Raw genomic sequence first — 25,402 nt, 5'->3', positions numbered from 1 at the left:
AATACTAAATATTACTAAAATGCGTAAACTTTCCAGGTTCTTTTTATTCCAAATTTTCCTTGCCTCGTCTATAGCTTCGGCACAAAAATCGGCTATTTATACGTACGAATTAAAGGATTTTGACAAAGCACTGGCTTTATATAACGACAAACAATATGCTTCGGCACAATTGATTTTTGAAAAAGTAAAAAACAATACAACAAATGAAGAAGTACAGTCTGACTGTGCTTTCTATATTGCTAATTCTGCCATTAGAACCAATAAAGCAAATGCCGATGCTTTGGTAGAGCAATTTGTAAATGATTATCCGACTAGTACCAAACAGAATCAGGCTTATATTGAGGTCGCACAATATTTCTTCGAACAAGGAAATTATCCAAAAGCTTTGCAGTGGTTTGATAAAGTTGACGAAAGCTATATGAGTAAAACAGAATCGGATAAGTTTAACTTCATGAAAGGCTATAGCTATTTTAATGCTAAAAAGAAAAAAGAAGCAACTAACTATTTTAATAAAGTAGTAAACTCTAAAGAATATGGTTCTCAAGCCAAATATTATTTAGGATTTATGGCTTATGAAGGTGACGATTACAAAGAAGCAACGAAGTATTTTGATGAGGTTTCGGGTGAAGAAAAATACAAAGAAAAGCTTTCTTATTATCAGGCTGATATGAATTTCAAGTTAGGAAATTTCCAAAAAGCGATTGATTTAGGATTGGTAGCCATGAACAAATCGAACGATATTGAAAAATCGGAACTGAATAAAATCATCGGAGAAAGTTATTTCAACTTAAAACAATACGGAAAAGCAATTCCGTATTTAGAACAATATGCGGGTAAAAAAGGAAAATGGAACAATACCGATTTCTACCAATTAGGTTATGCGTATTATGAGCAAAAAGAGTATGAGAAAGCGATTTCTCAGTTCAATAAAATTATTGAAGGAAAAGATTTTGTGGCTCAGAATGCCTATTATCATTTAGGTTTAAGCTATTTAAATACAGGTAAAAAGCAAGAAGCTTTAAACGCCTTTAAAAATGCTTCTGAAATGGATTTTAATACTCAAATTCAAGAAGATGCGGCTTTAAATTATGCTAAATTGAGTTATGATATCGGAAACGCTTATCAGGCTGTTCCTGGTATTTTATTAGATTTCCTTAAAAAATATCCAAACAATTCAAGTCGTTCAGAAGTAGAAAAACTATTGGTTGATTCTTATATTTCTTCTAAAAACTATAAAGAGGCTTTAGTTTTATTAGAAAAAAATAGAAGTGCAGAAAATAAAGCGACATACCAAAAAGTGCTTTTTACCGCGGATTAGAATTGTACAACGAAAATAATTACCAAGAAGCGGGTAAAATGTTCAAAAGTGCTATCAGTGAACAAAAAACTCCTGAGTTTACAGCGCGTGCCACTTTCTGGAAAGCAGAAACAGAATATCTAAATGATGATATGCAAAATGCTCTTCTAACGTATAAACAGTTTGCTGGAATGGCTTGCCGCAAAATCTACAGACGAATATAAGAACATTAATTATAATATTGGTTACACGTACTTTAAACTGAAAGATTATGATCAGGCAGACAAATTCTTTTCAGGCTCAGATTGATAATTCGCCTTCAGACAAAGTTCGTTTAAACGATTCTTATTTACGTTTGGGAGATTGCCGTTTTGTAACTTCAAAATATAGCGCAGCAAACGAAGCTTACGCAAAAGCAATTGGCCGCAAAAGGTGTAGACGCAGATTATGCTCAATTCCAAAAAGCACTTTCTTACGGATTTATGTCTAAAAATGATAAGAAAGTCGATGAGTTAAATAATTTCCTTCAGATGTACAAAAAGTCATCTTACCGTGACGATGCTTTGTTTGAATTAGGAAATACTTATGTTGCTGAAAAGAAAAACGATCAAGCAATTAAAACTTATGATCAATTGATTTCTGAATTTAATAACGGATCTTTTACTTCAAAAGCAATTTTGAAACAAGGTTTGATTTATTATAATTCAGATCGTGATCAACAGGCTTTAACAAAATTTAAAAAAGTTGTCGCCGAATTCCCGAAAACTCCAGAAGCTTTAGAAGCAGTAGCTACAGCACGATTAATTTATGTAGACTCTGGAAAAGTAGACGAATATGCAACTTGGGTTCGTACATTAGATTTCGTTGCCGTTACAGATGCAGAATTGGATAATGATACTTACGATGCAGCTTTTAAACAATACAGTCAAAATAATTCGAAACAAGCAATTACTGGTTTCGCGGGTTACGTTTCTAAATTCCCGAACGGAATGCATGCGCTTGAAGCAAATTTCTATCTGGCTCAGCTTACTTATGCAGAAGGTTCTGAAACTAAGTCTATTGCAAATTATCAGTTTGTAATTGATCAGCCTAGAAACGAGTTTACAGAGCAAGCTTTAAACAGATTGGCTCAGATTTATTTGAAAACAAAAGATTGTGATAAAGCAATTCCGGTTCTAACAAGATTAGAAAGTGAAGCCGATTATCCTCAGAATAAAACTTTTGCACAAGCTAACTTAATGAAATGTTATTACGACAAAAAAGATTATGACCGTTCTGTAGTTGTTTGCTGAAAAAGTATTAGAAAATCCTAAATCGGATGCAGGCGTAAAAGCAGATGCGCAAATTATTGTAGCACGTGCAGCAATGCAAACAGGAAATGAAGATAAAGCAAAAGCGGCTTATGCAAAACTTTCAGCTACTTCAAAAGGAGAATTAGCGGCAGAAGCTTTGTATTATGATGCGTATTTCAAAACAAAAGAAGGAAAATATGAAGCTTCGAATACGGCAGTTCAAAAACTGGCAAAAAGCTATTCTGCTTATAAATATTATGGAGCGAAAGGTTTGGTGTTAATGGCGAAAAACTTCTACGGATTGAAAGACAGCTATCAAGCAACTTATATTTTGGATAACGTAATTAACAACTTTACAGATTATCCAGATGTTGTCGAAGAAGCGAAAAAAGAATTAGCGACGAATTAAATCGGAAGAATCAAAAACAAATTCGTCGATTAATAGATAGTTTAAGTAGTGAAAAGTGAAATGTTTTCTGTGAAATAGAAAATAACGAAAAACATTTTACATCTCACAAATTACATTTTACAAGAAAAAACAATGAGTTTACCTTTTTATATAGTTGATGTTTTTGCCAATAAAAAATATGCTGGAAATCAGCTGGCGGTTTTTATGGATGCAGAAAATCTAAGTACAGCACAAATGCAGCAGATGGCACGCGAGATTAATTTTGCAGAAAGCACATTTGTCACCAAACTGGATAAAGCCAATAATAAAGCAGAAATTAGAATTTTTACGCCAGCGCACGAAATGCAGTTTGCGGGACATCCGATTATTGGAACTTCTTGGGTTTTGATGAACAAAATCTTTGAAAATGCTCCTAATGAAATAAAATTAGAAGTGCCAATTGGACCAATTTCAATCAATAAATCAGACGATTTGATTTGGTTAAAAGCGGCTCAGCCAAAGTTTTGGGATACTTTTTCAAAAATAGATTTTACTTTTTTCAGCAACTTGAAAGTAAGTGATTTCGAAAATCAGTTTCCAATTCAGGAAGTCACAACAGGAAGTGCTTTTGTAATGGTTGGATTAAGCAGTAAAAGAGCTTTGGAAAATTTGGTTTTGGATAAAGACAAAGCTGATGAATGGATGAAACAGCACTGTAAAACAGACCACAGAGGTTTATACTTTTATTATTTAGAAGGAGAAAAATTGTTCAGCAGAATGTTGTGTATTGAGCATAATCAATTGGTAGAAGATGCTGCAACAGGAAGCGCAAGTACCTGTTTACAGGCTTTTTTATTAAAATATCATAAACCTGAATTTGAATTGACAAATCATCAAGGAGATTACATCGGGCGTCCGTCTGAGATCTATTTTAATGGAAAACTAAACGGGGAACAGTTCGATATTAGAATAGGAGGAAAAGCTCAGTTTGTGGCCAAAGGAGAATGGGAAGCTTAGAAATTAGATAATTGAGATAATTAGAAAATTAGATAATGTAAAAAGTGAAATGTGAAAAGAAAGATGTAAATGTGAAAAGAGAATATTGGTTGAAAACACATTTTACATTTTGCAAACAACATTTTACACAATAATATAAATATGAAATTAAACTGCCGACATAAAATAATCATTTTGTTAGTATTATTTGTCAGCTCAGTTTTCGATTGCGCAAAAGAAAAATGAAACGATCGGGACTGAAACTGTAAACGTAGTAAAACCTTATTCGCCGACTATTTCAGATGCTTTTAAAGTGAAAGAAACGCCTTCGCTTGACGATAGCGGTAATCAGCCAAAAGAAGTTATTAAATACAGTATTTTGTCTGTTCCTGTGGCATCGACTTTTACACCTTCTAAAGGAAAAGCGGAGGGCGTAGAAAAAGCAAAAAAAGAAAGATTGTTTAATAATTATGCGACTGTAGGTGTTGGTAATTATAGCACTTTAAACGCTGAGTTATTTGTAAATCAAGATTTAGGAAACAATGATTATGTGGCGGGAATGTTTCGCCATCACTCTTCTCAAGGTGGAATCAAAGATGTAGAATTGAATGATGAATTTTATGATACAGCAATAAATATTGGTTACGGTCAAAATAACAGAGATAATAACTGGAACATTGATTTAGGTTACCAAAACCAGATTTATAATTGGTACGGACTTCCGTCAGATTTTGGTTCGACAATTCCAGATCAGCGTTACGATTTGGTAAACAGCATTAATCCAGATCATTCGTACAACACAATTTCACTTGGTGGAAATGCAGAATTTACAGAAAGTATTTTTAGTAAGCTTTCAGCAAGATTTACACACTTTTCAGACAGTTATTCTTCATCAGAAAATAGATTTTATGTAAAGCCAACTTTTACAGTTGATGTAATGGATCAGGCAATTAAAACAAACGTTATTGTAGATCACGTAAGCGGTTCTTTCAAGAATAATTATTTACAAGACAATACAGAAGCTTTAAAATATAGCTTTACAAACGTTGGAGTCGAGCCAAGTTTTGTGGTCAATGAAAACGAGTGGACTCTAGAATTAGGAGCTGGAATTTATTACAGCGCGGATTCTGAAAACAGCGGTAATAAATTTTATTTCTATCCAAAAGTGAATGCGTCTTATAAATTGGTTGGCGATTTAATGATTTTCTATACTGGAGTAAATGGAGCTTTAAACCAAAACTCTTATGCAGATTTTGTGACAGATAATCCGTTTTTATCTCCAACTTTAAACATGCGTCCATCAAGCACGCAATACAATGTTTTTGCTGGTTTGAAAGGAAAATTGGCTAACAATGTAAATTATAACTTGACAGGTTCTTATTTGAATGAGAAAAATAAAGCATTGTTTAAAGCGAATGATTACACAGAAGTTGTTACAAACGAAGATTATGCTTTCGGGAACTCATTTGGAGTAGTTTATGAAGATATTAGAACGTTCCGTTTGTATGCAGAACTAAAAGCCGATTTCTCTCAAAATGTAACTTTCGGAATCAATGGAACTTTTAATAGTTATAACACAGATAATGCGGTTGAAGCGTGGAATTTGCCAACAATGAAATTAAGTTCGACTTTAGACGTTAATATTACTAAGCAGTGGTATGCAGGATTGAATGTATTTTATGTTGGAGAAAGAAAAGATATGCAGACAAATACTTCTTTAGGAATCGATGCTACGCCAATTACTTTAAAAAGCTATTTTGATGCGAATGCGCATGTAGGTTATAAATTCAACGAAAGATTAACGTTTTTCTTGAAATTAAATAATATCGGAAATCAAGCTTACGAAAAATGGTTGAATTATCCTGTACAAGGATTCCAGGTTTTAGGAGGCGCAAATTATAAATTTGATTTTTAAGAGATCTTTGCCATAAAGATACTTAGGCACAAAAACATTTTAAATGAATGTGCCTTTTTTTTTCAGCCATGAACTCATGAATTTTTTGGAGTAGATTCGTGAATTCGTGGCTGTTTTTTTTAATTTTATAAAATGGAAATTAAATTACGTCAAGAAAATAAAAACGATTTTGAAAGTGTTTTTCATTTGATTGAAAAAGCTTTCGAAAAGGAAGAATACAGCGATCATAAAGAACAGTTTTTGGTAGAAAGATTAAGAAAATCGGATGCTTTTATTCCAGAACTGTCTATTGTTGCCGAAATTGATAATCATATTATAGGTCATATTTTATTTACCAAACTGGAGATAAAAAATGAATCTCAAACTTTTCCTTCACTAGCACTTGCTCCAGTTTCGGTTTTGCCTGAATTTCAAGGAAAAGGAGTAGGCTCTAAACTCATTTTGCATGGACATGAAATTGCAAAAAGCTTAGGTTATAAATCGGTTATTTTATTAGGGCATCAAGATTATTATCCAAAATTTGGATATGAGCTTTGTGAAAAATACAATATCAAAATGCCGTTTGATGTTCCCACTGAAAACTGTATGGTTATTGCGTTAGCAGAAGATGGTTTAAAAGGGGTAAGCGGAGAAGTAGTATACCCAAAAGCTTTTTTCGAATAAAATTTAGACCAAGAAAAAAAACCTTTGCACCTTTGTCCCTTAAAACCTCAGTACCTTTAAAAAAAATGACTTTCAAAGAAAAAATATATTCTCACTACACTCAAATGGTTCAAGATCGAATTGATGTTTTTAAAGACATGATTTCGGGTTTGACAGAAGATTCAAAAAATGATGCCAAAGGTTCTGCAGGCGATAAGCATGAAACGGCTTTGTCAATGATGCATATCGAGCAAGAAAAATTGACAAATAAATTAAAAGAAGCTTTAGAGCAAAAAGCAATTTTAGACAAGATAGATCCGCTAAAAACGACAGAAAATATTGTTTTAGGAAGTTTGGTAAAAGCAAACGGAATCTATCTCTATGTAAGTGTTGCACTTCCTAAAATTACAATTGACGGAATCAATGTCATTGCACTTTCTCCACAATCTCCTTTGGGAAATCATTTAATGGGTAATAAAGCTGGATTTCAATTTGAGATTAATAAGACACATTATACGATTCAAAGCGTTGAATAATGTATTCGTCTATGAACAACTTTGTCAAAGTTTCAAACTTTGACAAAGTTTTCTAAAGATCAGACATAAAGTAATTCCATACAGTTTGTCATTTCGAGGAACGAGAAATCTTCGCAAGTAACTCCGCAACGTGTGTCGCCAATCTTTGTAGAGCTTCTTGATAATGTCTTGTATTATTGTGTAAACAATAATACAAGAACAACTTTCTAACTCTTCTTTACGAATCTTTCATTAGTAATGAAATAACTCAAAAATTAATTCAAAAAACTGGTTTAAAGTTTCAATTTTCAACCAGTTTTATAGTCCAAATTAAAATTTTCAAGTTTTGAGCTTATTTTTACTTCTAAATTTTACATTTTATATGTAAAAATAAAATTATGGTTTTAAATTGTAATTGAAATACATAATTGTGTTTTTCAATTGTAACTAATATCACATCTTTGCCCTATCAAATTAAAATTTAAAGAATTAAAATATAAAATTATGTGTGGAATTGTATGTGCCTTTGATCTTAAACAAAAAGCCGAAGCGTTAAGACCTCAAGTATTAGAAATGTCAAAAATCATTCGTCACCGCGGACCAGACTGGAGCGGAATTTACAGCAATGATAAAGCGATTCTTTCTCATGAGCGTTTGGCAATTGTAGATCCAGCTTCAGGAAAACAGCCTTTATTTACAGAAGATAAAAAACTAGTTTTAGGCGCAAATGGTGAGATTTACAACCACAGAGATTTGCGTAAACAATTTGAAGGAAAATATAACTTTCAAACTGAAAGTGACTGTGAAGTTATTTTAGCACTTTACAGAGAAAAAGGAGTAAGCTTTGTTGATGAATTAAACGGAATCTTCGGTTTCGCAATTTATGATGTTGATAAAGACGAGTATTTCGTAGCTCGTGACCACATGGGAATTATTCCATTATATATTGGATGGGATCAGCACGGAACTTTCTATGTAGCTTCTGAGTTAAAAGCTTTGGAAGGATATTGTACAAAAATCGAATTATTCCCTCCAGGACATTATTTATCAAGCAAAGACGGTGAATTTGTACAATGGTACAAAAGAGACTGGACAGAATATGATGCAGTAAAAGATAACGAAACTAGCATTCCAGAAATCAGAAAAGCATTGGAAGCCGCAGTTCACAGACAATTAATGAGTGACGTTCCTTACGGAGTTTTACTTTCTGGAGGTTTAGATTCTTCTATTACTTCAGCTGTGGCTAAAAAATTTGCTCAAAAAAGAATCGAGTCAGATGATACTACAGATGCTTGGTATCCGCAGTTGCACTCTTTCTCTGTTGGATTGGAAGGTTCTCCAGATTTAGCGCGGCAAGAAAGGTGGCAGATCATATCGGAACTATTCACCACGAAATTAAGTTTACAATCCAAGAAGGTTTAGATGCAGTTCGTGATGTAATATACAACTTAGAAACGTATGATGTAACTACAGTTAGAGCTTCGACTCCAATGTGGTTAATGGCGAGAGTGATCAAATCTATGGGAATTAAAATGGTTCTTTCAGGAGAAGGAGCAGATGAGTTATTCGGAGGATATTTATACTTCCACAAAGCGCCAAATGCTAAAGAATTTCACGAAGAAAACGTTCGTAAATTAGGAAAACTTCATATGTACGATTGTTTACGTGCAAACAAAAGTTTAGCGACTTGGGGAATCGAAGGTCGTGTGCCATTCTTAGATAAAGAATTTATGGATGTTGCAATGCGCATTAACCCGCAAGATAAAATGATCAACAAAGAACATCCGATGGAAAAATGGGTTGTTCGTAAAGCTTTTGAAGATATGCTTCCAGAAAGTGTTGCTTGGAGACAAAAAGAGCAATTTTCTGATGGAGTAGGATATAGCTGGATTGATACTTTGAAAGAAGTGGTAGCTAGAGAAGTTTCAGATGAGCAATTGGCAAATGCTAGATTCAAATTCCCATTGCAAACTCCAACTTCAAAAGAAGAGTATTACTATCGTTCAATTTTTACAGAACATTTCCCAAGTGATGCTTGCAAGCATTATGCGTTCCTCAGGAGGCAAGTGTAGCTTGTAGTACTAAAATTGCTTTGGAGTGGGATGAGGCATTCAAAAACTTAAACGATCCATCAGGAAGAGCAGTAGCAAATGTTCACGATGATGCTTATGTTAAATAATTAAGAGTTTAATTTTTAGAATTAGTATATATATTGCCGAAAGACGTTCTTTTATGAGAGCGTCTTTCTTGTCTAAAAAAGTTTCTGTTTTTCAATAGATTAAAATTAAAAGTTTTGGTAATCGATTAAAATTTATTTCCAATTTGACTTTCGTTGAAATAAAAGTTAAACACTGAAATTTTAGGATGTAAAATGTAGGAAAGCAGAAAATAATATTTAGTTTTGCTTTTAAGCGGAAATTTTAATGATTTTTTAATGTACAGCTTATTTGAGGCTGGTACATCAGAATAAAAAATAAAAAATAAAATAGTATGTCTGGATTGTTAGCCGTTATTGGCAAAGGAAAAGACCCCAAGCTTGTAAAAGAACTTTCTGAGAGAATGTCACATCGCGGACCTGATGAGAGCGATATTCATATTATGGAAAATGGCAGTATACTTTGTCATGAAAGCCTTTCTATAATTGATCTTAATTCGGGAAAACAGCCAATTCAAGGGACTGATAAAGCATGGATGGTACATGATGGTGAAATTTATAATTATCAAGAACTTAAAGACACGGTTTTAAAGAATCATACTTTTAGAACAGAATCTGATTCTGAAGTAATTGTACATCTTTATGAAGAATTCGGATATGATTTTTGCAATAAATTGGATGGAGATTTTGCTTTTGTGGTTGTAGATGGCGATAAATATATTGCAGGTCGTGACCCGATTGGAGTAAAACCTTTGTATTATGGTTTGGATGAAAGAGGACGAATTTATTTTTCGTCAGAAATGAAGTCTATTGCAGACCAGTGCAAGTCGTTTTCTACTTTTCCTCCAGGACATTACTATACAGCAAAAACAGGTTTTGTAAAATACTATCGTCCAGAATACGAAGATCATAAAAACGCAACTCATGCATTAGATTTAGGTTTGATTCGTGAAAGTTTGATTCAAGCTACAAATAAACGATTATTAGGCAATGTGCCTTTAGGGACTGTTTTGTCAGGAGGTTTAGACACTTCGTTGATTTCTTCTATTGCTTCTCGATTGCTTAAAGAAAAAGGACAAAAACTCCATTCGTTTTCTATCGGATTAGATGCCGAAGCGCCAGATAATATAGCGAGCAAGAAAAGCCGCAGAATTTTTAGGAACAGAACATCACGAGATTCATTTTTCTGTAGAAGAAGGAGTGAAAGTTTTAGAAAAAGTAATTTATCATATCGAAACTTATGATATTATTTCTGTACGTTCTGGTGTTCCAATGTTTTTGCTTTCTAAAGCAATTGCAAGTCAAGGAATAAAAGTGATCTTGTCGGGCGAAGGAGCCGATGAGGTTTTTGGAGGGCATTTGTATTTTAGAAATGCACCATCAGAAGAAGAATTTCAAGATGAAACGATAGAAAGAGTTCAAAAGTTATTTACAGCTGATTTGCTTCGTGCAGATAAAACGACAATGGCAAATGGATTAGAAGTTCGTATTCCATTTTTGGATACAGAATTTTTAGATGTTGCCATTCGAATTAAAACAGAAGAAAAACAGCCAAAAACTTATGATGGCGTTGAGAAATACATTCTAAGAAAAGCTTTTGATACTGAAGATGCTTATTTGCCTTCAGAAGTTTTATGGAGGCAAAAAGAGCAATTTTCTGATGGAGTAGGATATAAATGGGTAGATGAATTAATCGAATATTGTGCTTCGCAAGTTACAGATGAGCAATTAGCTGGAGCAAGTGCAGAATTTCCATACAACTCGCCAACGACGAAAGAAGCGTACTTATATCGATCAATTTTTCATAAATACTATCCACAGGTCAGCGCGGCGCAAACGGTTCGTAAATGGATTCCGAAATGGCAAGAAAACCTCGATCCAAGCGGACGAGCAAATGCAGCTCATTTAAATGGAAATTTTGAACCTGTAAAAACTACTGTTATCGCTTAAAAGATGAAATTCCAAAATTTTTAAATTCCAAATTCCAAGTTGGATTCCGTTATAGAAAACCGAAATGCATTAAATGTATTTCGGTTTTTTAATTTTAATGTCTTAGGCAAATTTTAAAATTTTGATTCGGTATTTCAGATTTGGGATTTGGAGTTTGAGATTTTCAAAATTGGAATTTGGTATTTAAAATTTTGGAATTTTCAAAAAAAATGAATTTAAATTCATTTTTGGGTTTATTTTTTAGTTTTTCAGACAATTGTGTTGATAACTTAAGTGCTTTAAGTCGTAATTTACTGGGTATATAGCTCGCGTTTTTATATATTTGCGTGTTAGACATTAATTACATTTTTTAGAATAAATTATATGAGCGAAGAAATCAAGAAGAACAATTATTCAGCAGATAGTATTCAGGCATTAGAAGGGATGGAGCACGTAAGAATGCGTCCGTCGATGTATATTGGTGATGTAGGGGTTCGAGGACTACACCATTTGGTTTACGAGGTTGTTGATAACTCTATTGATGAGGCGATGGGAGGACATTGTGATACTATTAGTGTCGCAATAAACGAAGATGGTTCGGTAACAGTTGAAGATAACGGTCGTGGTATTCCTGTTGATTTACATAAAAAAGAAGGAGTTTCTGCACTTGAGGTTGTAATGACTAAAATTGGTGCCGGAGGTAAATTTGATAAAGACTCTTATAAAGTTTCTGGAGGACTTCACGGTGTTGGGGTTTCTGTAGTAAATGCACTTTCGGTTCATATGAAATCGACTGTTTTTAGAGAAGGAAAAATCTATGAGCAAGAGTATGAAAGAGGAAAATCATTATATCCAGTAAAACAAATTGGAGAAACAGATAAAAGAGGTACGCGCCAGACTTTTTATCCAGATGATACAATCTTTACTCAGACTACTGAGTTTTCATATGATACGCTTTCAGCGCGTATGCGTGAACTTTCTTTCTTGAATAAAGGAATTACAATCACGTTTACAGATAAGAGAGAAGTAGATGAAAAAGGAGAATTCAGAAGTGAAGTTTTTCATTCTCAGGAAGGTCTTAAAGAATACATTCGTTACTTAGATGGTAACCGTGAGCCAATTGTTTCTCATGTTATCAGTATGGATAATGATAAAGGTGAAATCCCAGTTGAGGTTGCCTTAATCTACAATACAAGTTATACAGAGAACATTTTCTCTTACGTAAATAATATCAATACGCACGAAGGAGGAACGCACTTACAAGGTTTTAGAAGTGGTTTAACAAGAACGCTTAAAAAATATGCTGACGCTTCTGGTTTATTAGATAAATTAAAATTCGAAATTGCTGGAGATGACTTCCGTGAAGGATTAACAGCGATTATTTCGGTAAAAGTAGCTGAACCTCAGTTCGAAGGTCAGACAAAAACTAAACTTGGAAATAGAGAGGTAGTTTCTCCAGTTTCTCAAGCTGTTGGAGAAATGCTAGAAAATTATTTGGAAGAAAATCCAAATGATGCGAAATTAATTATCCAAAAAGTAATCCTAGCGAGCTCAGGCACGTCACGCGGCGAAAAAAGCGCGTGAAATGGTACAGCGTAAAACCGTTATGGGCGGTGGAGGATTGCCAGGTAAGTTATCTGATTGCTCTGAACAAGATCCAGCAAGATGTGAGGTTTACCTTGTCGAGGGAGATTCGGCTGGTGGAACAGCAAAACAAGGACGTGATCGTAACTTTCAGGCGATTCTGCCATTACGTGGTAAAATCTTGAACGTTGAAAAAGCGATGCACCATAAAGTATTCGAAAACGAAGAGATTAGAAATATCTTTACTGCTCTTGGAGTAACAGTTGGAACTGCAGAAGATAGTAAAGCGTTAAATTTAGAAAAACTTAGATATCATAAAGTAATCATCATGTGTGATGCCGATGTCGATGGTAGCCACATTTCTACCTTAATATTAACGTTCTTCTTCCGTTTCATGAAAGAACTTATTGAAGAAGGTCACGTTTATATTGCAAGCACCGCCTTTATACTTAGTTAAAAAAGGAAACAAGAAAGAATATGCTTGGAATGATGTTCAGCGTGATCAAGCCAACGAAAGAATGGGAGGAAGTGCTAATATTCAACGTTATAAAGGTCTTGGAGAGATGAACGCGGAGCAATTATGGGAAACTACAATGGATCCGAATTTCAGAACTTTACGTCAAGTAAATATTGATAGTCTTGCTGAAGCTGATCAAGTTTTCTCTATGTTAATGGGGGATGAAGTGCCGCCTCGTAGAGAGTTTATCGAGAAAAATGCAGTTTATGCAAATATTGATGCATAAAATGAAAAATTAATAATTTCAATTCGTTTAATTGTTTAAATTTACTAGACAATTAAACGAATTGTCTTTTTTAAAGAATAGACAAAATTAATAACCGATAAAGTAAAAAATATGAAAGTTACCATTGTAGGAGCAGGAAATGTTGGAGCTACATGTGCAGATGTTATTTCTTATAGAGGAATTGCTAGCGAAGTAGTATTGTTGGATATTAAAGAAGGTTTTGCCGAAGGTAAAGCATTGGATATTACACAATGTGCGACAAATACTGGTTTTAATACTAAAGTATCTGGCGTTACCAACGATTATTCTAAAACTGCAGGAAGTGATGTGGTTGTAATTACATCAGGAATTCCGAGAAAGCCAGGAATGACAAGAGAAGAATTAATCGGCATCAATGCAGGAATTGTGAAAACAGTTGCTGAGAATGTATTGAAGTATTCTCCAGATACGATTATTGTCGTAGTTTCCAACCCAATGGATACTATGACCTATTTAGCTTTAAAAGCTACAGGTCTTCCAAAAAACAGAATTATAGGTATGGGTGGAGCTTTAGATAGTTCTCGTTTTAGAACGTACCTGTCATTAGCTTTAGACAAACCAGCAAATGATATTTCGGCAATGGTAATTGGGGGTCATGGAGATACTACTATGATTCCGTTAACACGTTTAGCTTCTTATAACGGTATTCCGGTATCGCAGTTTCTTTCAGAAGAAGTATTGCAAAAAGTTGCCGCAGATACAATGGTAGGAGGAGCGACGCTTACAGGTCTTCTAGGGACTTCTGCTTGGTACGCGCCAGGAGCTTCTGTGGCATATTTAGTTGATAGTATTTTGAACGATCAGAAAAAAATGATTGCATGTTCTGTTTTTGTAGAAGGAGAATATGGTCAAAATGATATCTGTATAGGAGTGCCTTGTATAATTGGTAAAAACGGTGTAGAAGAAATTCTAGATATAAACTTAAACGATCAGGAAAAGGCTTTATTTGCGAAAAGTGCAGATGCAGTTCGTAGTATGAATGATGCCCTAAAAACGATTTTAGTATAATAAAAACGGCAAAAAAGAAAAGAAGTCGCACTTTTGCGGCTTTTTTTTGAGATTAATTAATAAATAAATTGGTTAATATTTTCGTTAATTATATATTTGCTCGGTTTAAAAAAAATTGGTAATTCGTGATCTCGTATTTTTGTTTTAAAAAATCATGTCAGGGCTTATTTTATGGGACTTTAAAACAAAAACAAAAATAAAACATAATTAATTTTTAGTAATAATGCAGAATAAAGGACTTATTAAATTTTTCGCAATTCTATTTGCATTGGTAAGTATTTACCAACTATCATTCACTTTTGTGGCAAATGGTGTCAAAAGTGAAGCCAAAGCTTTTGCAGGAGATAATCCTGATAAGGAGCTGAAATATTTAGATTCTATTGGTAAAGAAAAAGTATTAAATCTTGGTTTTACTGATTTCACTTACAATGAAGTGAAAAACAAACAACTTAATAAAGGTCTTGACTTAGAAGGGGGAATCAACGTAATTCTTCAAATTTCTATTAAAGATGTATTAAAAGGTTTGGCTAATAATTCTAAAAATCCAGTTTTTAATAAATCATTAGCTGATGCATCTGCAAATTTAGAAGGAAACAAAACGTATTTAAATAAGTTTTTTGAAGCTTTTGAAGCAAATTCAAAAGGATCTGTGAAATTAGCGTCTCCAGATATTTTCGCTAACAGAAGCCTTCAAGGTGATGGTGGTGTAGATTTTCAAATGTCTGACGCGCAGGTTCAAAAAGTTATCAAAAGAAAAGTTGATGAGTCTGTAGAAAGTGCTTTTAAAGTATTAAGAGAGCGTATTGACAAATTTGGTGTTACACAGCCAAACATCCAGAAATTAGGAGAAACAGGAAGAATCTTAGTAGAGCTTCCAGGTGCTAAGGATGTTGATAGAATTAAAAAATTATTAGGTGGAAAAGCTCAATTAGAGTTTTGGGAAACTTATAAAATTGAAGAAATCGGTAATTTCTTAGTATCAGCTAACGAAGCTTTAAAGAAAACTGAAGTTAAGAAAACTGAAACTAAAACAGTTGCTAAAGATTCATTAAATGCATTATTAACAGATGCTAAAGATTCTTCAGATGTTAAAAAAGGAAACAATCCTTTATTTGATAAAATAGTTAGTAATGGTGGTGGGCCAGTTTTAGGTTATTTTGCTCCTAAAGATACAGTCTGCTATCAATGATTATTTCAAAAGACCAGAAATTAGAGTATTATTGGCTGCTGACCAACACTATGCAAAATTTGTATGGAGTAAGCCAACAACTATAAAAGATCCAAAAGCTAAAGATGTAAAAAGCGCAGCTGATGTTGAAGTTGTAGAATTATACGCTTTAAAAGGAAACAGAGACAATACTCCAGCAATGAGCGGAGGTGTTGTAACTGATGCAAAAGATACTTTTGACCAAATGGGTAAACCAGCAGTTTCTATGCAAATGAACAGCCAAGGTGCTAAAGTTTGGGAAGAATTGACAGGAAGAGCATTTGCTCAAAAAAGTTACATTGCTATTGTATTAGATGATATCGTATATTCTGCTCCAGGTGTAACAAGCGGTCCTATTGCTGGAGGAAGATCTGAGATTACAGGTTCATTTGATGTAGCTGAAACTAAAGATTTAGCTAACGTATTAAATGCAGGTAAATTACCAGCTTCTGCAGATATTATTCAGTCAACGGTTGTTGGTCCATCTTTAGGACAAGCGGCTATTGATGCAGGTACAATTTCTTCTGTATTAGGTTTCTTATTAGTTTGTGTTTGGATGGTATTCTATTACGGTAAAGCTGGTTGGTATGCAAACCTTGCTTTATTATTAAACTTACTATTCTTATTCGGAATTATGGCAAGTTTTGGTTTTGTATTAACATTGCCAGGTATTGCAGGTATCGTATTAACATTGGGTACAGCGGTAGATGCTAATATTATTATCTACGAAAGAGCAAAAGAGGAATTACGTGAAGGAAAATCTCTTTCTGAAGCAGTTCAAGCTTCTTACGGATGGCACGGTGCAATGCGTTCTATTATTGACGCAAACGTTACTCACGTTTTAACTGGAGCGATCTTATTTATTTTCGGAACAGGTCCTATTAAAGGTTTCGCTTTAACATTATTAATTGGTATCGTAACTTCATTGTTTACTTCTATCTTTATTGCTAGAATCTTTATTGACAGAAATATTGCTGGAAAAGCTGATTTAACTTTCTGCACAAATATTACTAAAAACTGGTTTACGAACTTCCACTTTGACTTTATTAAAGTTAAGAAATTCACTTATATCTTCTCTTCTATTGTAACAGTAGTAAGTTTAGTTTCTATCTTCTTCGTTAACGGATTAGATGAAGGTGTTGATTTTGTTGGAGGAAGAACTTTCCAAGTTAAATTCGAAAAACCAGTTGATGCAACTGCAGTTTCAGATGAATTATCTGCTGCTTTCGGTACTCCTGTTGAAGCTAAAATTTTAGGTGATGATGATCAATTGAAAATCACAACTAAATACAAAATTAAAGAAGATGGAGTAGCTATTGATGAAGAAGTAAATCAGAAATTATATGCTGGATTACAGAAATACTTCCCAAATACATCTTACGATAAATTCATCAACTCATTTGATGGTAAGAAAGTTGGTGTTTTACAAGCTTCTAAAGTTGGTGCTTCTATCTCAGAGGATATTAAAACTAACTCTTACTGGGCGGTTCTTGGTGCAATGGCAGTTATTTTCTTATACTTAATGGTATCTTTCCGTAAATGGCAATATTCTTTAGGTGCGATTGCAGCTGTTGCTCACGACGTAATCTTTGTATTAGGAATTTATTCATTATGTTACAAATTCATGCCATTCCACATGGAAATGGATCAGCACTTTATCGCTGCGATCTTAACAGTAATTGGTTACTCTATGAACGATACTGTAATCGTATTTGACAGGGTGAGAGAGTTTATCATCGGAAACCGTAAAGGAAGTTTCGAAGATATCGTAAACGCTTCTATTAATACTACATTATCTAGAACATTGAATACTTCATTAATGATGATTATCGTATTATTAACGATGTTTATCTTCGGTGGAGAGTCTATCAGAGGATTTATCTTCGCAATGTTAATCGGTATTATTGTGGGTACTTACTCTTCATTATTTATCGCTACGCCAGTATTGGTTGATACGATTTCTAGTGATGAGAAACACACAATCGAAGACAAACACAATAAAGCATAATTATTGCTCTAGTTATATGAAAAGATCCAGTGAAAGCTGGATCTTTTTTTTGTGCTATATTTAAAAGAATTTTAGAATGATTTATGACAAGAAAATTACTTTTAGTCTTATTGTTTCTTATGGCTGTAGAAATGAACGCACAGAAAGGTGAATCAAATTTTTCCTTAGGTTTTAATTATGGTTTTGGAAGTGAATTCAGTAATAGAAACTACATGTTTACCAATCAATTTTACAAAGTTCAGCTATATTATAGATTAAAAGAAACAAAGCACTTTCAATATCAGATTTTAGTTCAGCCTGAGATTAATTTTGCTGAACATCAACTATTGAACTTTTATTTTGTTAAACCTGATACGCCCAATTATCAGCAAAAAAGAGACGAATTTACACGATTAAAAGATATTCGCGAATATGTGCTTAATTGTGGTTTTCTAGTGCGTAAACCTATTGGTAAAACATGTTCGTTTTATGTTTTGGGAAGTATTGGTCCGATGATTACAGATACAGAAACCGAGCGAATGTCTAAAGGTTTTGCTTTTGCTGATGTTTTAGCAGTTGGTTTTGCCGCAAGCTATGATAAATTTAAGTTTGATATTCGTCCTAGTGTAAGACATGTTTCTAATGCTGGATTAGGAAGCAGTAATGCAGGATATAATACAAAGAATATCGAATTTGGTATTTCCTGTCAGCTATAAAAAGAAAATGCCCAATACGTGATATTAGGCATTCTTTATTTATATTGAAAATTTATGACTCTGCTAAAGGATTTCTTTGCGCTCTAATGATAAAGAAAAGCCCTATAATGATAAAAGGTATACTTAACCATTGTCCTGTTGAGAATAAGCCTAATTCGCTTTCGAAACCGCCTTGGCTTTCTTTTACAAATTCGACAACGAAACGAACAACAAATAAAAGCACTAAAAATAATCCGAATAAAAGACCAGATTTAAGTCTTGCATTTGTTCTCCAGTATAAAAAGAATAAAATAGCAAATACAAAAACATAACAGAATGCTTCATATAATTGTGTAGGATGTCTTGAAGGAACTTCTGCTAATAATGTTGCAAATTTTGGATCTGTTGCAATTGCATTGTAAGCTTCTTTGGGATCGGCAATACCTGTTTTTTGTACTGCTTCGGCTTTGCTAAATGTATCGTGAAGAAAACGGATTCCAAAAGCAGATGAAGTTTCGTGACCTATAATTTCAGAATTAAAGAAATTTCCTAAACGTACAAAAATAGCGCCACTTGCAACAGGTATTACAACGCGGTCTAAGATCCATAGTAAAGAACGTTTTAGTATTTTTTTGCTGTAGTAATACATTGCAATAATAATCGCAATTGCAGCCCCATGACTTGCTAATCCTTGGAAACCTGTAAATTGAAATTCAGGTTCGAATTTAAACGGAAGGAAAATTTCTAAAATGTGATTTCTAAAATATTCCCAATCGTAAAAGAAGACATGACCTAAACGCGCTCCAATTAAAGTTGCAAGAACTGTCCAAACAAATAAAGAATCTAGTTTTTCAATCGATTCGTTTTCTCTTTCGAAAATCTTTTTCATTAGGAACCATCCTAAACCAAAAGCAATTACAAACATTAAGCTGTAATAGCGAATCATAAAAAATCCTAAGTTGATTCCCTCAGAAGGATTCCAAACTAAATTTAAGGCGTGTGTCATGTATAAATGTTTTATATAGCTGTAAAAATAAATATTTAATGTAAAGTGCCGCTTTCTAAAAGGTTAATGTTTGTGATTGCATTTTTTTTCAGGAACAGGATCGTAACCGCTTCTTCCCCAAGGGTGACAGCTTAAGATGCGTTTAATGCCTAAAAAACCGCCATAGAACAATCCGTGAATTTGCGGCGCTTGAATCATGTAAGTCGAACAAGTCGGCTCAAATCTGCAGGCAGCTGGCGTAAACGGCGAAATAGCAGTCTGATAAAAACGGACTAACAATACAAACGGATATATTAAAATTTTTGAAAACATATTTTTTTGTATCAGTTAGTTTAGTATTCAGTGTTCAGTCAGTATAAAGTTTGAAACTGAATACTAAAAAACTGAACACTGATCACTTTTTTTATTGTATGCTAAACGTAGTTCCTTCTTTTCCGTCTTTAAGCTGAATTCCTAAAGCGATTAACTGATCGCGAATCTGGTCAGAAAGTGCAAAGTTTTTATCTGCTCTTGCCTGATTTCTCATTTCGATAAGCATGTTTACTACGCCATCTAGTTTGTCGCTATCGCCATCTGCAGCCTTGTCGTCGTTAAGACCTAAAACATCATATACAAAAGCATTTACTGCTGTTTTAAAATCAGCTAAATCATTCGCAGAAATAGTTTCTTTGCCATCTTTTAATAAGTTGATATAGCGAACCGCTTCAAACAATTGTGCAATTAGAATTGGCGTATTGAAATCGTCGTTCATGGCATCGTAGCAAAGCTGTTTCCAAGCCGCAAAATCTATAGAGCTAGAATTTCCTGCCGTAATATTTGGCAAAGCATCAAGTGCTTCCATTAATCTTTTGTATCCTTTTTCGGTCGCAACAATAGCATCATCAGAAAAGTCTAAAATACTTCTATAATGTGCTTGAAGCATGAAAAAACGAGTTACAGAAGCAGAAAAAGGTTTGCTCAAGATATTATTATCTCCGCTAAGAATCTCGCCTGGAAGAATATTATTTCCAGTCGATTTTGCCATTTTCTTTCCGTTTAGGGTAAGCATGTTGGCGTGCATCCAGTAATTTACTGGTGCCTGACCTGTGCAAGCTTCATTTTGGGCAATTTCACATTCGTGGTGCGGGAATTTTAAATCCATTCCACCTCCGTGAATGTCAAAATGATTTCCAAGATATTTGGTGCTCATTGCAGTACATTCCAAATGCCATCCTGGGAAACCATCGCTCCAAGGAGAAGGCCATCTCATGATATGTTCTGGTTCTGCTTTTTTCCATAAGGCAAAATCCTGAGGATTTCTCTTGTCCGACTGTCCATCAAGATCACGGGTGTTAGCTAACATATCATCGATATTTCTACCGCTTAAGATACCGTAATTATTGGTTTCGTTATATTTTACAACATCAAAATATACTGAACCATTAGCAACATATGCAATGCCTTTATCGATTATTTTTTTAATAATTTCAATTTGCTCAATAATGTGTCCTGTTGCTGTAGGCTCGATGCTTGGAGGTAAAAAATTGAAAGCTTTTAGAATGTTGTGAAAGTCAACAGTGTAGCGTTGTACTACTTCCATTGGTTCTAATTGTTCTAAACGCGCTTTTTTGGCAATTTTATCTTCACCTTCATCCACATCGTCTACGATATGTCCAACATCGGTGATATTTCGAACATAACGAACTTTATAATCCAAATGAAGAAAATATCTAAAAATTACATCAAAAGACATAAAAGTTCTCACGTTTCCTAAATGGACATTACTATATACGGTAGGTCCACAAACATACATTCCAACGTTTCCTTCATGGATTGGTTTGAAATCTTCTTTTTCACCCGAAAGTGAATTGTATATTTTTAGAGGTTGACTGCTATATAGTGGCATAGTATTTTTGTTTAATCGTTTAATCGTTTAACCGTTAATTTTGTTTAATTCGGATTATCGGATTTATTGTTGTGAAAGATAATATTTTTTTAGATTATTTATTTGATTACAAATTTTTTCAATTTTTTCTCTTGATGCTACATAATCTGTTTCTGAAACATAATTTAAATCTTTTGAAATGATTAAATGATTTAAAGTTTCCATTGCAGATGAGTAAGAAATCGTTAAAAAATGAGCTTTGTCCTTACTTGTATTTCTTGAAGTTCCTTCAGCAATATTTGTTGCAATCGAAGATGCGCTTCTTTTTATTTGAGATGTTATTCCGAATAATTCATTTGATGGAAATTTACTAGTCAATTTATAAATATCCAAAATGAACATTCTTGCATTTTGCCACACTTCAAGTTTCTCAAAAGAAAAAATGTACATGTTTATTTGTTTAATCGTTTAACCGTTTATTTGTTCAACTGTTTTTTTCGATTAAACGATTAAACAAATAAACGATTAACCCAAATATTTAGAATTGAGTGTCTAGTTTGATATAATCTAAGAATTCTCTTTTCGTTTGAGGATCTTTGAATTTTCCACCAAACTCAGAAGTTACTGTGCTTGCTTTCGATATCTTTAATTCCGCGAGAGTTTACGCAAAGGTGTTTTGCATCAATCACACAGGCAACATCTTCTGTTCCTAAAGCTTTTTGAAGTTCTTGAACAATCTGCATAGTTAGACGCTCTTGTACTTGAGGTCTTTTTGCATAATACTCAACAATACGGTTCATTTTTGATAAACCAATCACGCGTCCGCTTGAGATATAAGCAACATGAGCACGCCCGATAATTGGCAGTAAGTGATGCTCGCAAGTAGAATAAACTGTAATGTTTTTTTCTACAAGCATTTCGCCATATTTGTAATTATTGTCAAAAGTAGAAGCTTTCGGCTGTTTTGCTGGGTTAAGACCACCAAAAATTTCTTTTACAAACATTTTTGCAACTCGGTTTGGAGTTCCTTTAATGCTGTCATCTGTCAAATCCATTCCTAATGTTTGTAGAATGCTTTCGACATCTTTTTTAATTTTTTCTATTTTTTCTTCATCAGTGATGTCAAAAGCATCCTCTCTTAAAGGGTTTTTTGCATTACTGCTGAAGTGACTGTCACCTATTTCGTCTAAAAAATCTTCGTTATTTATCATTAAGAACTACTATTATAATGTGGTATATCTTTTTAAGGCGGTAAAGATAATTAATAAATAGGAAACCTATTCTATGGTTTTTAGGATTTAATTGTCGCTTTTTGGATATAATTTAAAATTTGAAGATAAATACTATTATTAAAAATAAAAAAGACAACAACGAAAAACGTTATTGTCTTTTTAAATTGTATTATAATGAATTGATTATCTGTTGTTGTAAACTAGTAAAGCCTCCTTTAAAATGTTTACGGCTGTAATCAAATCTTTTTTGTTTAAAACATAGGCAATACGAACTTGATTTAGTCCCATTCCAGGTGTCGAATAAAAACCTTTAGCAGGAGCAATCATTACTGTTTCGCCATTTAAGTTATAACTTTCAAGTAACCATTGTGCAAAATCGTCTGAATCTTTTATAGGAAGCTCTGCAATGCAATAAAAGGCACCTTTTGGTTTAGTTACAATAACACCATCAATTTTATTTAATTCAGCGATTAAAGTGTTACGGCGTTCTTTGTATTCGCCGATTACTTCGTCAAAATAACTTTGAGGTGTGTCAATTGCGGCTTCACACGCAATCTGTTCAATAGTTGGCGGACTTAAACGTGCTTGAGCAAACTTCATTACTGTTGCCAAAACATCTTTGTTTTTAGTTACCAAGCATCCAATTCTTGCTCCGCACATACTGTAACGTTTAGAAACAGAATCGACCATGATTACGTTTTGCTGTACATCTTCAAGATTCATTACAGAAAAGTGCACATCGTCGCCATCATATAAAAATTCACGATATACTTCATCAGCGATTAAGTATAAATCATGTTTTTTAATTAAGCTGGCAAGCTGTTTAATTTCTGTTTCAGAATATAAATATCCAGTCGGATTTCCAGGGTTGCAAATCAGAATGGCTTTTGTTTTTGGTGTTATTAATTTTTCTACTTCATCAATACTTGGCAAAGCAAATCCAGTTTCGATAGTAGAAACTAGAGGCACTACAGTTGCACTTGTAGAAGAAGCAAAGGCATGATAATTAGCATAAAAAGGTTCCGGGATAATGATTTCATCTCCTGGATCTGTAATTGTGGCCAGTGCAAAAAGTAAGGCTTCAGAGCCACCAGTTGTTACAATGATGTCTTCTGTGTTAACGTTTACATTTTGGCGCTGGTAAAAATGAGCTAATTTTTTTCTATAGCTTTCATATCCGGCAGACGGACTGTATTCTATAATACTCAAATCAATATTTTTTACCGCCTCGATGGCCACTTCCGGTGTCTTGATATCCGGTTGACCAATGTTTAAGTGATACACCTTGTGTCCCTTTTTCTTTGCTAAATCAGCAAAAGGAGCCAGCTTGCGTATCGGAGATTCGGGCATGTTTCTTCCCTTGAGTGAAATTGTCGGCATGAGTATAAATTATTGAAGTGCAAATTTGCATATTTTTTTCGAATTTAACGTAAACAATAAGGGTACTTCCAAAAATGTAACAATAATAAATATATTTACTAATTTTATAATAAAATATTGTCAATGAAAAAATATATAGTATTGTTTTTTGGGTTATTCTTACCTTTTTTGCTTTTTGGACAAGGCGATTTCATATTGGAAAACAATGCAACAAAGGCTACGATCCCTTTTAAATTGATTAATAACCTCGTTTTTATTCCTATAAAAGTGAATGGAGTAGAGTTGAATTTTCTTCTTGATTCTGGTGTTGAAGAAACACTTTTGTTTAGTATGGAAGATAAACAAGAAGTTAGTTTTAACAATGTTGAGAAAATCAAACTCCGTGGATTAGGAAGCGAAGAAGAGATAGAAGGCTTGAAATCGACAAAGAATATTCTAGAAACGCATGGTCTGAAATCAAGTGACCATATGGTTTTTATTATCCTAGATCAAAGTTTTAATTTGTCTTCTCATATTGGAATTCCTGTTAATGGAATTATCGGTCATAAATTCTTTAGAAACAATCTTGTTGAAATTAATTACCAGAAAAAGAAAATAATAGTTCATGCTAAGAGCGATAGATATCAGGGAAAACTTGATAAACAGTTTAAAATGGTTCCGATAACGGTTGAAAAGTCAAAACCTTATATAATTACAAAAGCTACAGTTAATGATCAAGAAATTCCGGCAAAGCTTTTAATTGATATTGGAAATAGTGATGCTTTCTGGATTTTTGAAAATGATAAAATAAAACTCCCGAACAAAAACTTTCCTGATTTTTTAGGAAAAGGTTTTAGCGGTGACATTGAAGGACATCGCGCTAAAATTGATAAATTCTCTATAGACGAATTTGATTTTAAAAAACCTATTGTCTCTTTTCCTGATTCTGCATCAATTCGTAACGTTAAGATGGTTCCAGGACGTATCGGTTCTGTTGGTGGAGAAGTTTTGAAACGATTTACCTTAGTTTTAGATTATAAAGAAAAAAAACTGTACTTAAAAAGAAACAGCAAATTTGGAGAACCTTTTACTTATAATAAGAGCGGAATTACGATTCAGCACAACGGACTTCAATGGGTGCAAGAAACAGTACATTTAGAGACTGTAAGAGTTGCTTCTACAATGGATGAATTGCAAGAAAAAGACAAAAACGAAAATAACTTCAAGTATAAATTTGCTCTTAAGCCAGTTTACGAAATAGTAAATGTGCGTGAGAATTCTCGTTGCTGAAAAATGTGGATTACGAAAAGGTGATATTATAGTTAGTATCAATAAAAATCAGCCATATAAATACACTCTTCAACAAATAAATAATCTTTTGAAATCTGAAGATGATGTATGGATTAATCTTGAGGTAGAACGAAATAGTTTGGTGCTTAAATTTAGGTTTAAATTAGAAGATGAGTTGTAAAAAAGTAGAATTTTAATTTTGGGTTGATTTCTTTAAAAACCCCATTTTAAGCTATTGTAATGTAGGTGTGCCTTTTTT

General features: G+C 33.5%; 13 protein-coding genes and 6 pseudogenes. 13 read left to right on the top strand and 6 right to left on the bottom strand.

The annotated features are described in order from the left end of the window. The first annotated feature begins 19 nt into the window (after positions 1–19). From P5P87_RS09620 to P5P87_RS09570, 11 genes and pseudogenes are all read left to right on the top strand, one after another. A pseudogene (locus P5P87_RS09620) lies at positions 20–3,038 on the top strand (tetratricopeptide repeat protein). 92 nt (positions 3,039–3,130) lie between these two features. After that, entirely contained in the window at positions 3,131–3,994 is an 864-nt protein-coding gene (locus tag P5P87_RS09615; RefSeq protein WP_278022379.1) for a PhzF family phenazine biosynthesis protein, read from the top strand. A gap of 187 nt (positions 3,995–4,181) precedes the next feature. Continuing rightward, positions 4,182–5,888, top strand: a complete 1,707-nt coding sequence (locus P5P87_RS09610) for a TonB-dependent receptor (protein WP_422854090.1) — start codon at positions 4,182–4,184, stop codon at positions 5,886–5,888. 132 nt (positions 5,889–6,020) lie between these two features. Next, positions 6,021–6,551, top strand: a complete 531-nt coding sequence (locus tag P5P87_RS09605) for a GNAT family N-acetyltransferase (protein ID WP_278022378.1) — start codon at positions 6,021–6,023, stop codon at positions 6,549–6,551. Between the two features lie 65 nt (positions 6,552–6,616). After that, on the top strand, positions 6,617–7,066 hold the full coding sequence (locus P5P87_RS09600) for a hypothetical protein (RefSeq protein WP_198856890.1): 450 nt from the start codon (positions 6,617–6,619) through the stop codon (positions 7,064–7,066). A 483-nt stretch (positions 7,067–7,549) separates the two neighbouring features. Beyond that, positions 7,550–9,224: pseudogene (gene asnB, locus P5P87_RS09595) on the top strand (asparagine synthase B). A gap of 311 nt (positions 9,225–9,535) precedes the next feature. Next, positions 9,536–11,150: pseudogene (gene asnB, locus P5P87_RS09590) on the top strand (asparagine synthase B). A 363-nt stretch (positions 11,151–11,513) separates the two neighbouring features. Next, positions 11,514–13,456, top strand: a pseudogene (gene gyrB, locus P5P87_RS09585) (DNA topoisomerase (ATP-hydrolyzing) subunit B). A gap of 111 nt (positions 13,457–13,567) precedes the next feature. Further along, positions 13,568–14,503: a malate dehydrogenase gene (gene mdh, locus P5P87_RS09580; protein ID WP_278022377.1), complete on the top strand. Its 936-nt coding sequence runs from the start codon at positions 13,568–13,570 to the stop codon at positions 14,501–14,503. 223 nt (positions 14,504–14,726) lie between these two features. Continuing rightward, positions 14,727–17,718, top strand: a pseudogene (gene secDF / locus P5P87_RS09575) (protein translocase subunit SecDF). 83 nt (positions 17,719–17,801) lie between these two features. Beyond that, the gene (locus P5P87_RS09570) at positions 17,802–18,413 is read left to right on the top strand and encodes an acyloxyacyl hydrolase (RefSeq protein ID WP_198856895.1); all 612 of its coding nucleotides are present in this window, start codon (positions 17,802–17,804) and stop codon (positions 18,411–18,413) included. Between the two features lie 52 nt (positions 18,414–18,465). On the opposite strand, the gene lgt is transcribed toward P5P87_RS09570, so the two are convergent. From lgt to P5P87_RS09540, 6 genes and pseudogenes are all read right to left on the bottom strand, one after another. Then, a complete protein-coding gene (gene lgt / locus P5P87_RS09565; protein ID WP_198856896.1) occupies positions 18,466–19,398 on the bottom strand; it encodes a prolipoprotein diacylglyceryl transferase in 933 nt (310 codons plus the stop codon). A 63-nt stretch (positions 19,399–19,461) separates the two neighbouring features. Continuing rightward, positions 19,462–19,710 carry a membrane protein insertion efficiency factor YidD gene (gene yidD / locus P5P87_RS09560; protein WP_278022376.1) on the bottom strand — a complete coding sequence of 83 codons (249 nt, stop codon included), beginning with the start codon at positions 19,708–19,710 and terminating at the stop codon, positions 19,462–19,464. A 91-nt stretch (positions 19,711–19,801) separates the two neighbouring features. Further along, complete coding sequence (gene cysS, locus P5P87_RS09555) at positions 19,802–21,283, bottom strand: cysteine--tRNA ligase (protein WP_278022375.1); 1,482 nt, start codon at positions 21,281–21,283, stop codon at positions 19,802–19,804. Positions 21,284–21,346: 63 nt separating this feature from the next. Then, positions 21,347–21,712: a four helix bundle protein gene (locus P5P87_RS09550; RefSeq protein ID WP_111365246.1), complete on the bottom strand. Its 366-nt coding sequence runs from the start codon at positions 21,710–21,712 to the stop codon at positions 21,347–21,349. Between the two features lie 88 nt (positions 21,713–21,800). After that, positions 21,801–22,473, bottom strand: a pseudogene (folE, locus tag P5P87_RS09545) (GTP cyclohydrolase I FolE). A gap of 204 nt (positions 22,474–22,677) precedes the next feature. Beyond that, positions 22,678–23,874 (bottom strand): pyridoxal phosphate-dependent aminotransferase, encoded by a 1,197-nt coding sequence (locus P5P87_RS09540; protein ID WP_198856899.1) that lies wholly within the window; start codon positions 23,872–23,874, stop codon positions 22,678–22,680. A gap of 123 nt (positions 23,875–23,997) precedes the next feature. Here P5P87_RS09540 and P5P87_RS09535 point away from each other — a divergent pair, with 123 nt between their 5' ends. Beyond that, a complete protein-coding gene (locus tag P5P87_RS09535; protein ID WP_278022374.1) occupies positions 23,998–25,143 on the top strand; it encodes a pepsin/retropepsin-like aspartic protease family protein in 1,146 nt (381 codons plus the stop codon). After that, a complete protein-coding gene (locus tag P5P87_RS09530) occupies positions 25,118–25,324 on the top strand; it encodes a PDZ domain-containing protein (RefSeq protein WP_278022373.1) in 207 nt (68 codons plus the stop codon). Before P5P87_RS09535 ends, P5P87_RS09530 begins: the two co-directional genes overlap by 26 nt. Positions 25,325–25,402 lie beyond the last annotated feature (78 nt).

Source organism: Flavobacterium ginsengisoli (assembly GCF_029625315.1).
In the GTDB taxonomy this organism is placed as follows: domain Bacteria; phylum Bacteroidota; class Bacteroidia; order Flavobacteriales; family Flavobacteriaceae; genus Flavobacterium; species Flavobacterium ginsengisoli.
This window is presented reverse-complemented; position numbering and strand designations above follow the sequence as displayed.

What these genes read in the sequence shown, in the direction of transcription:
- yidD (WP_278022376.1), bottom strand. Translation starts at nt 19,710, where the DNA reads ATGTTTTCAAAAATTTTAATATATCCGTTTGTATTGTTAGTCCGTTTT.
- P5P87_RS09615 (WP_278022379.1), top strand. Translation starts at nt 3,131, where the DNA reads ATGAGTTTACCTTTTTATATAGTTGATGTTTTTGCCAATAAAAAATAT.
- P5P87_RS09605 (WP_278022378.1), top strand. Translation starts at nt 6,021, where the DNA reads ATGGAAATTAAATTACGTCAAGAAAATAAAAACGATTTTGAAAGTGTT.
- P5P87_RS09540 (WP_198856899.1), bottom strand. Translation starts at nt 23,874, where the DNA reads ATGCCGACAATTTCACTCAAGGGAAGAAACATGCCCGAATCTCCGATA.
- P5P87_RS09570 (WP_198856895.1), top strand. Translation starts at nt 17,802, where the DNA reads ATGACAAGAAAATTACTTTTAGTCTTATTGTTTCTTATGGCTGTAGAA.
- P5P87_RS09550 (WP_111365246.1), bottom strand. Translation starts at nt 21,712, where the DNA reads ATGTACATTTTTTCTTTTGAGAAACTTGAAGTGTGGCAAAATGCAAGA.
- mdh (WP_278022377.1), top strand. Translation starts at nt 13,568, where the DNA reads ATGAAAGTTACCATTGTAGGAGCAGGAAATGTTGGAGCTACATGTGCA.
- P5P87_RS09535 (WP_278022374.1), top strand. Translation starts at nt 23,998, where the DNA reads ATGAAAAAATATATAGTATTGTTTTTTGGGTTATTCTTACCTTTTTTG.
- P5P87_RS09530 (WP_278022373.1), top strand. Translation starts at nt 25,118, where the DNA reads ATGTGCGTGAGAATTCTCGTTGCTGAAAAATGTGGATTACGAAAAGGT.
- cysS (WP_278022375.1), bottom strand. Translation starts at nt 21,283, where the DNA reads ATGCCACTATATAGCAGTCAACCTCTAAAAATATACAATTCACTTTCG.
- P5P87_RS09600 (WP_198856890.1), top strand. Translation starts at nt 6,617, where the DNA reads ATGACTTTCAAAGAAAAAATATATTCTCACTACACTCAAATGGTTCAA.
- lgt (WP_198856896.1), bottom strand. Translation starts at nt 19,398, where the DNA reads ATGACACACGCCTTAAATTTAGTTTGGAATCCTTCTGAGGGAATCAAC.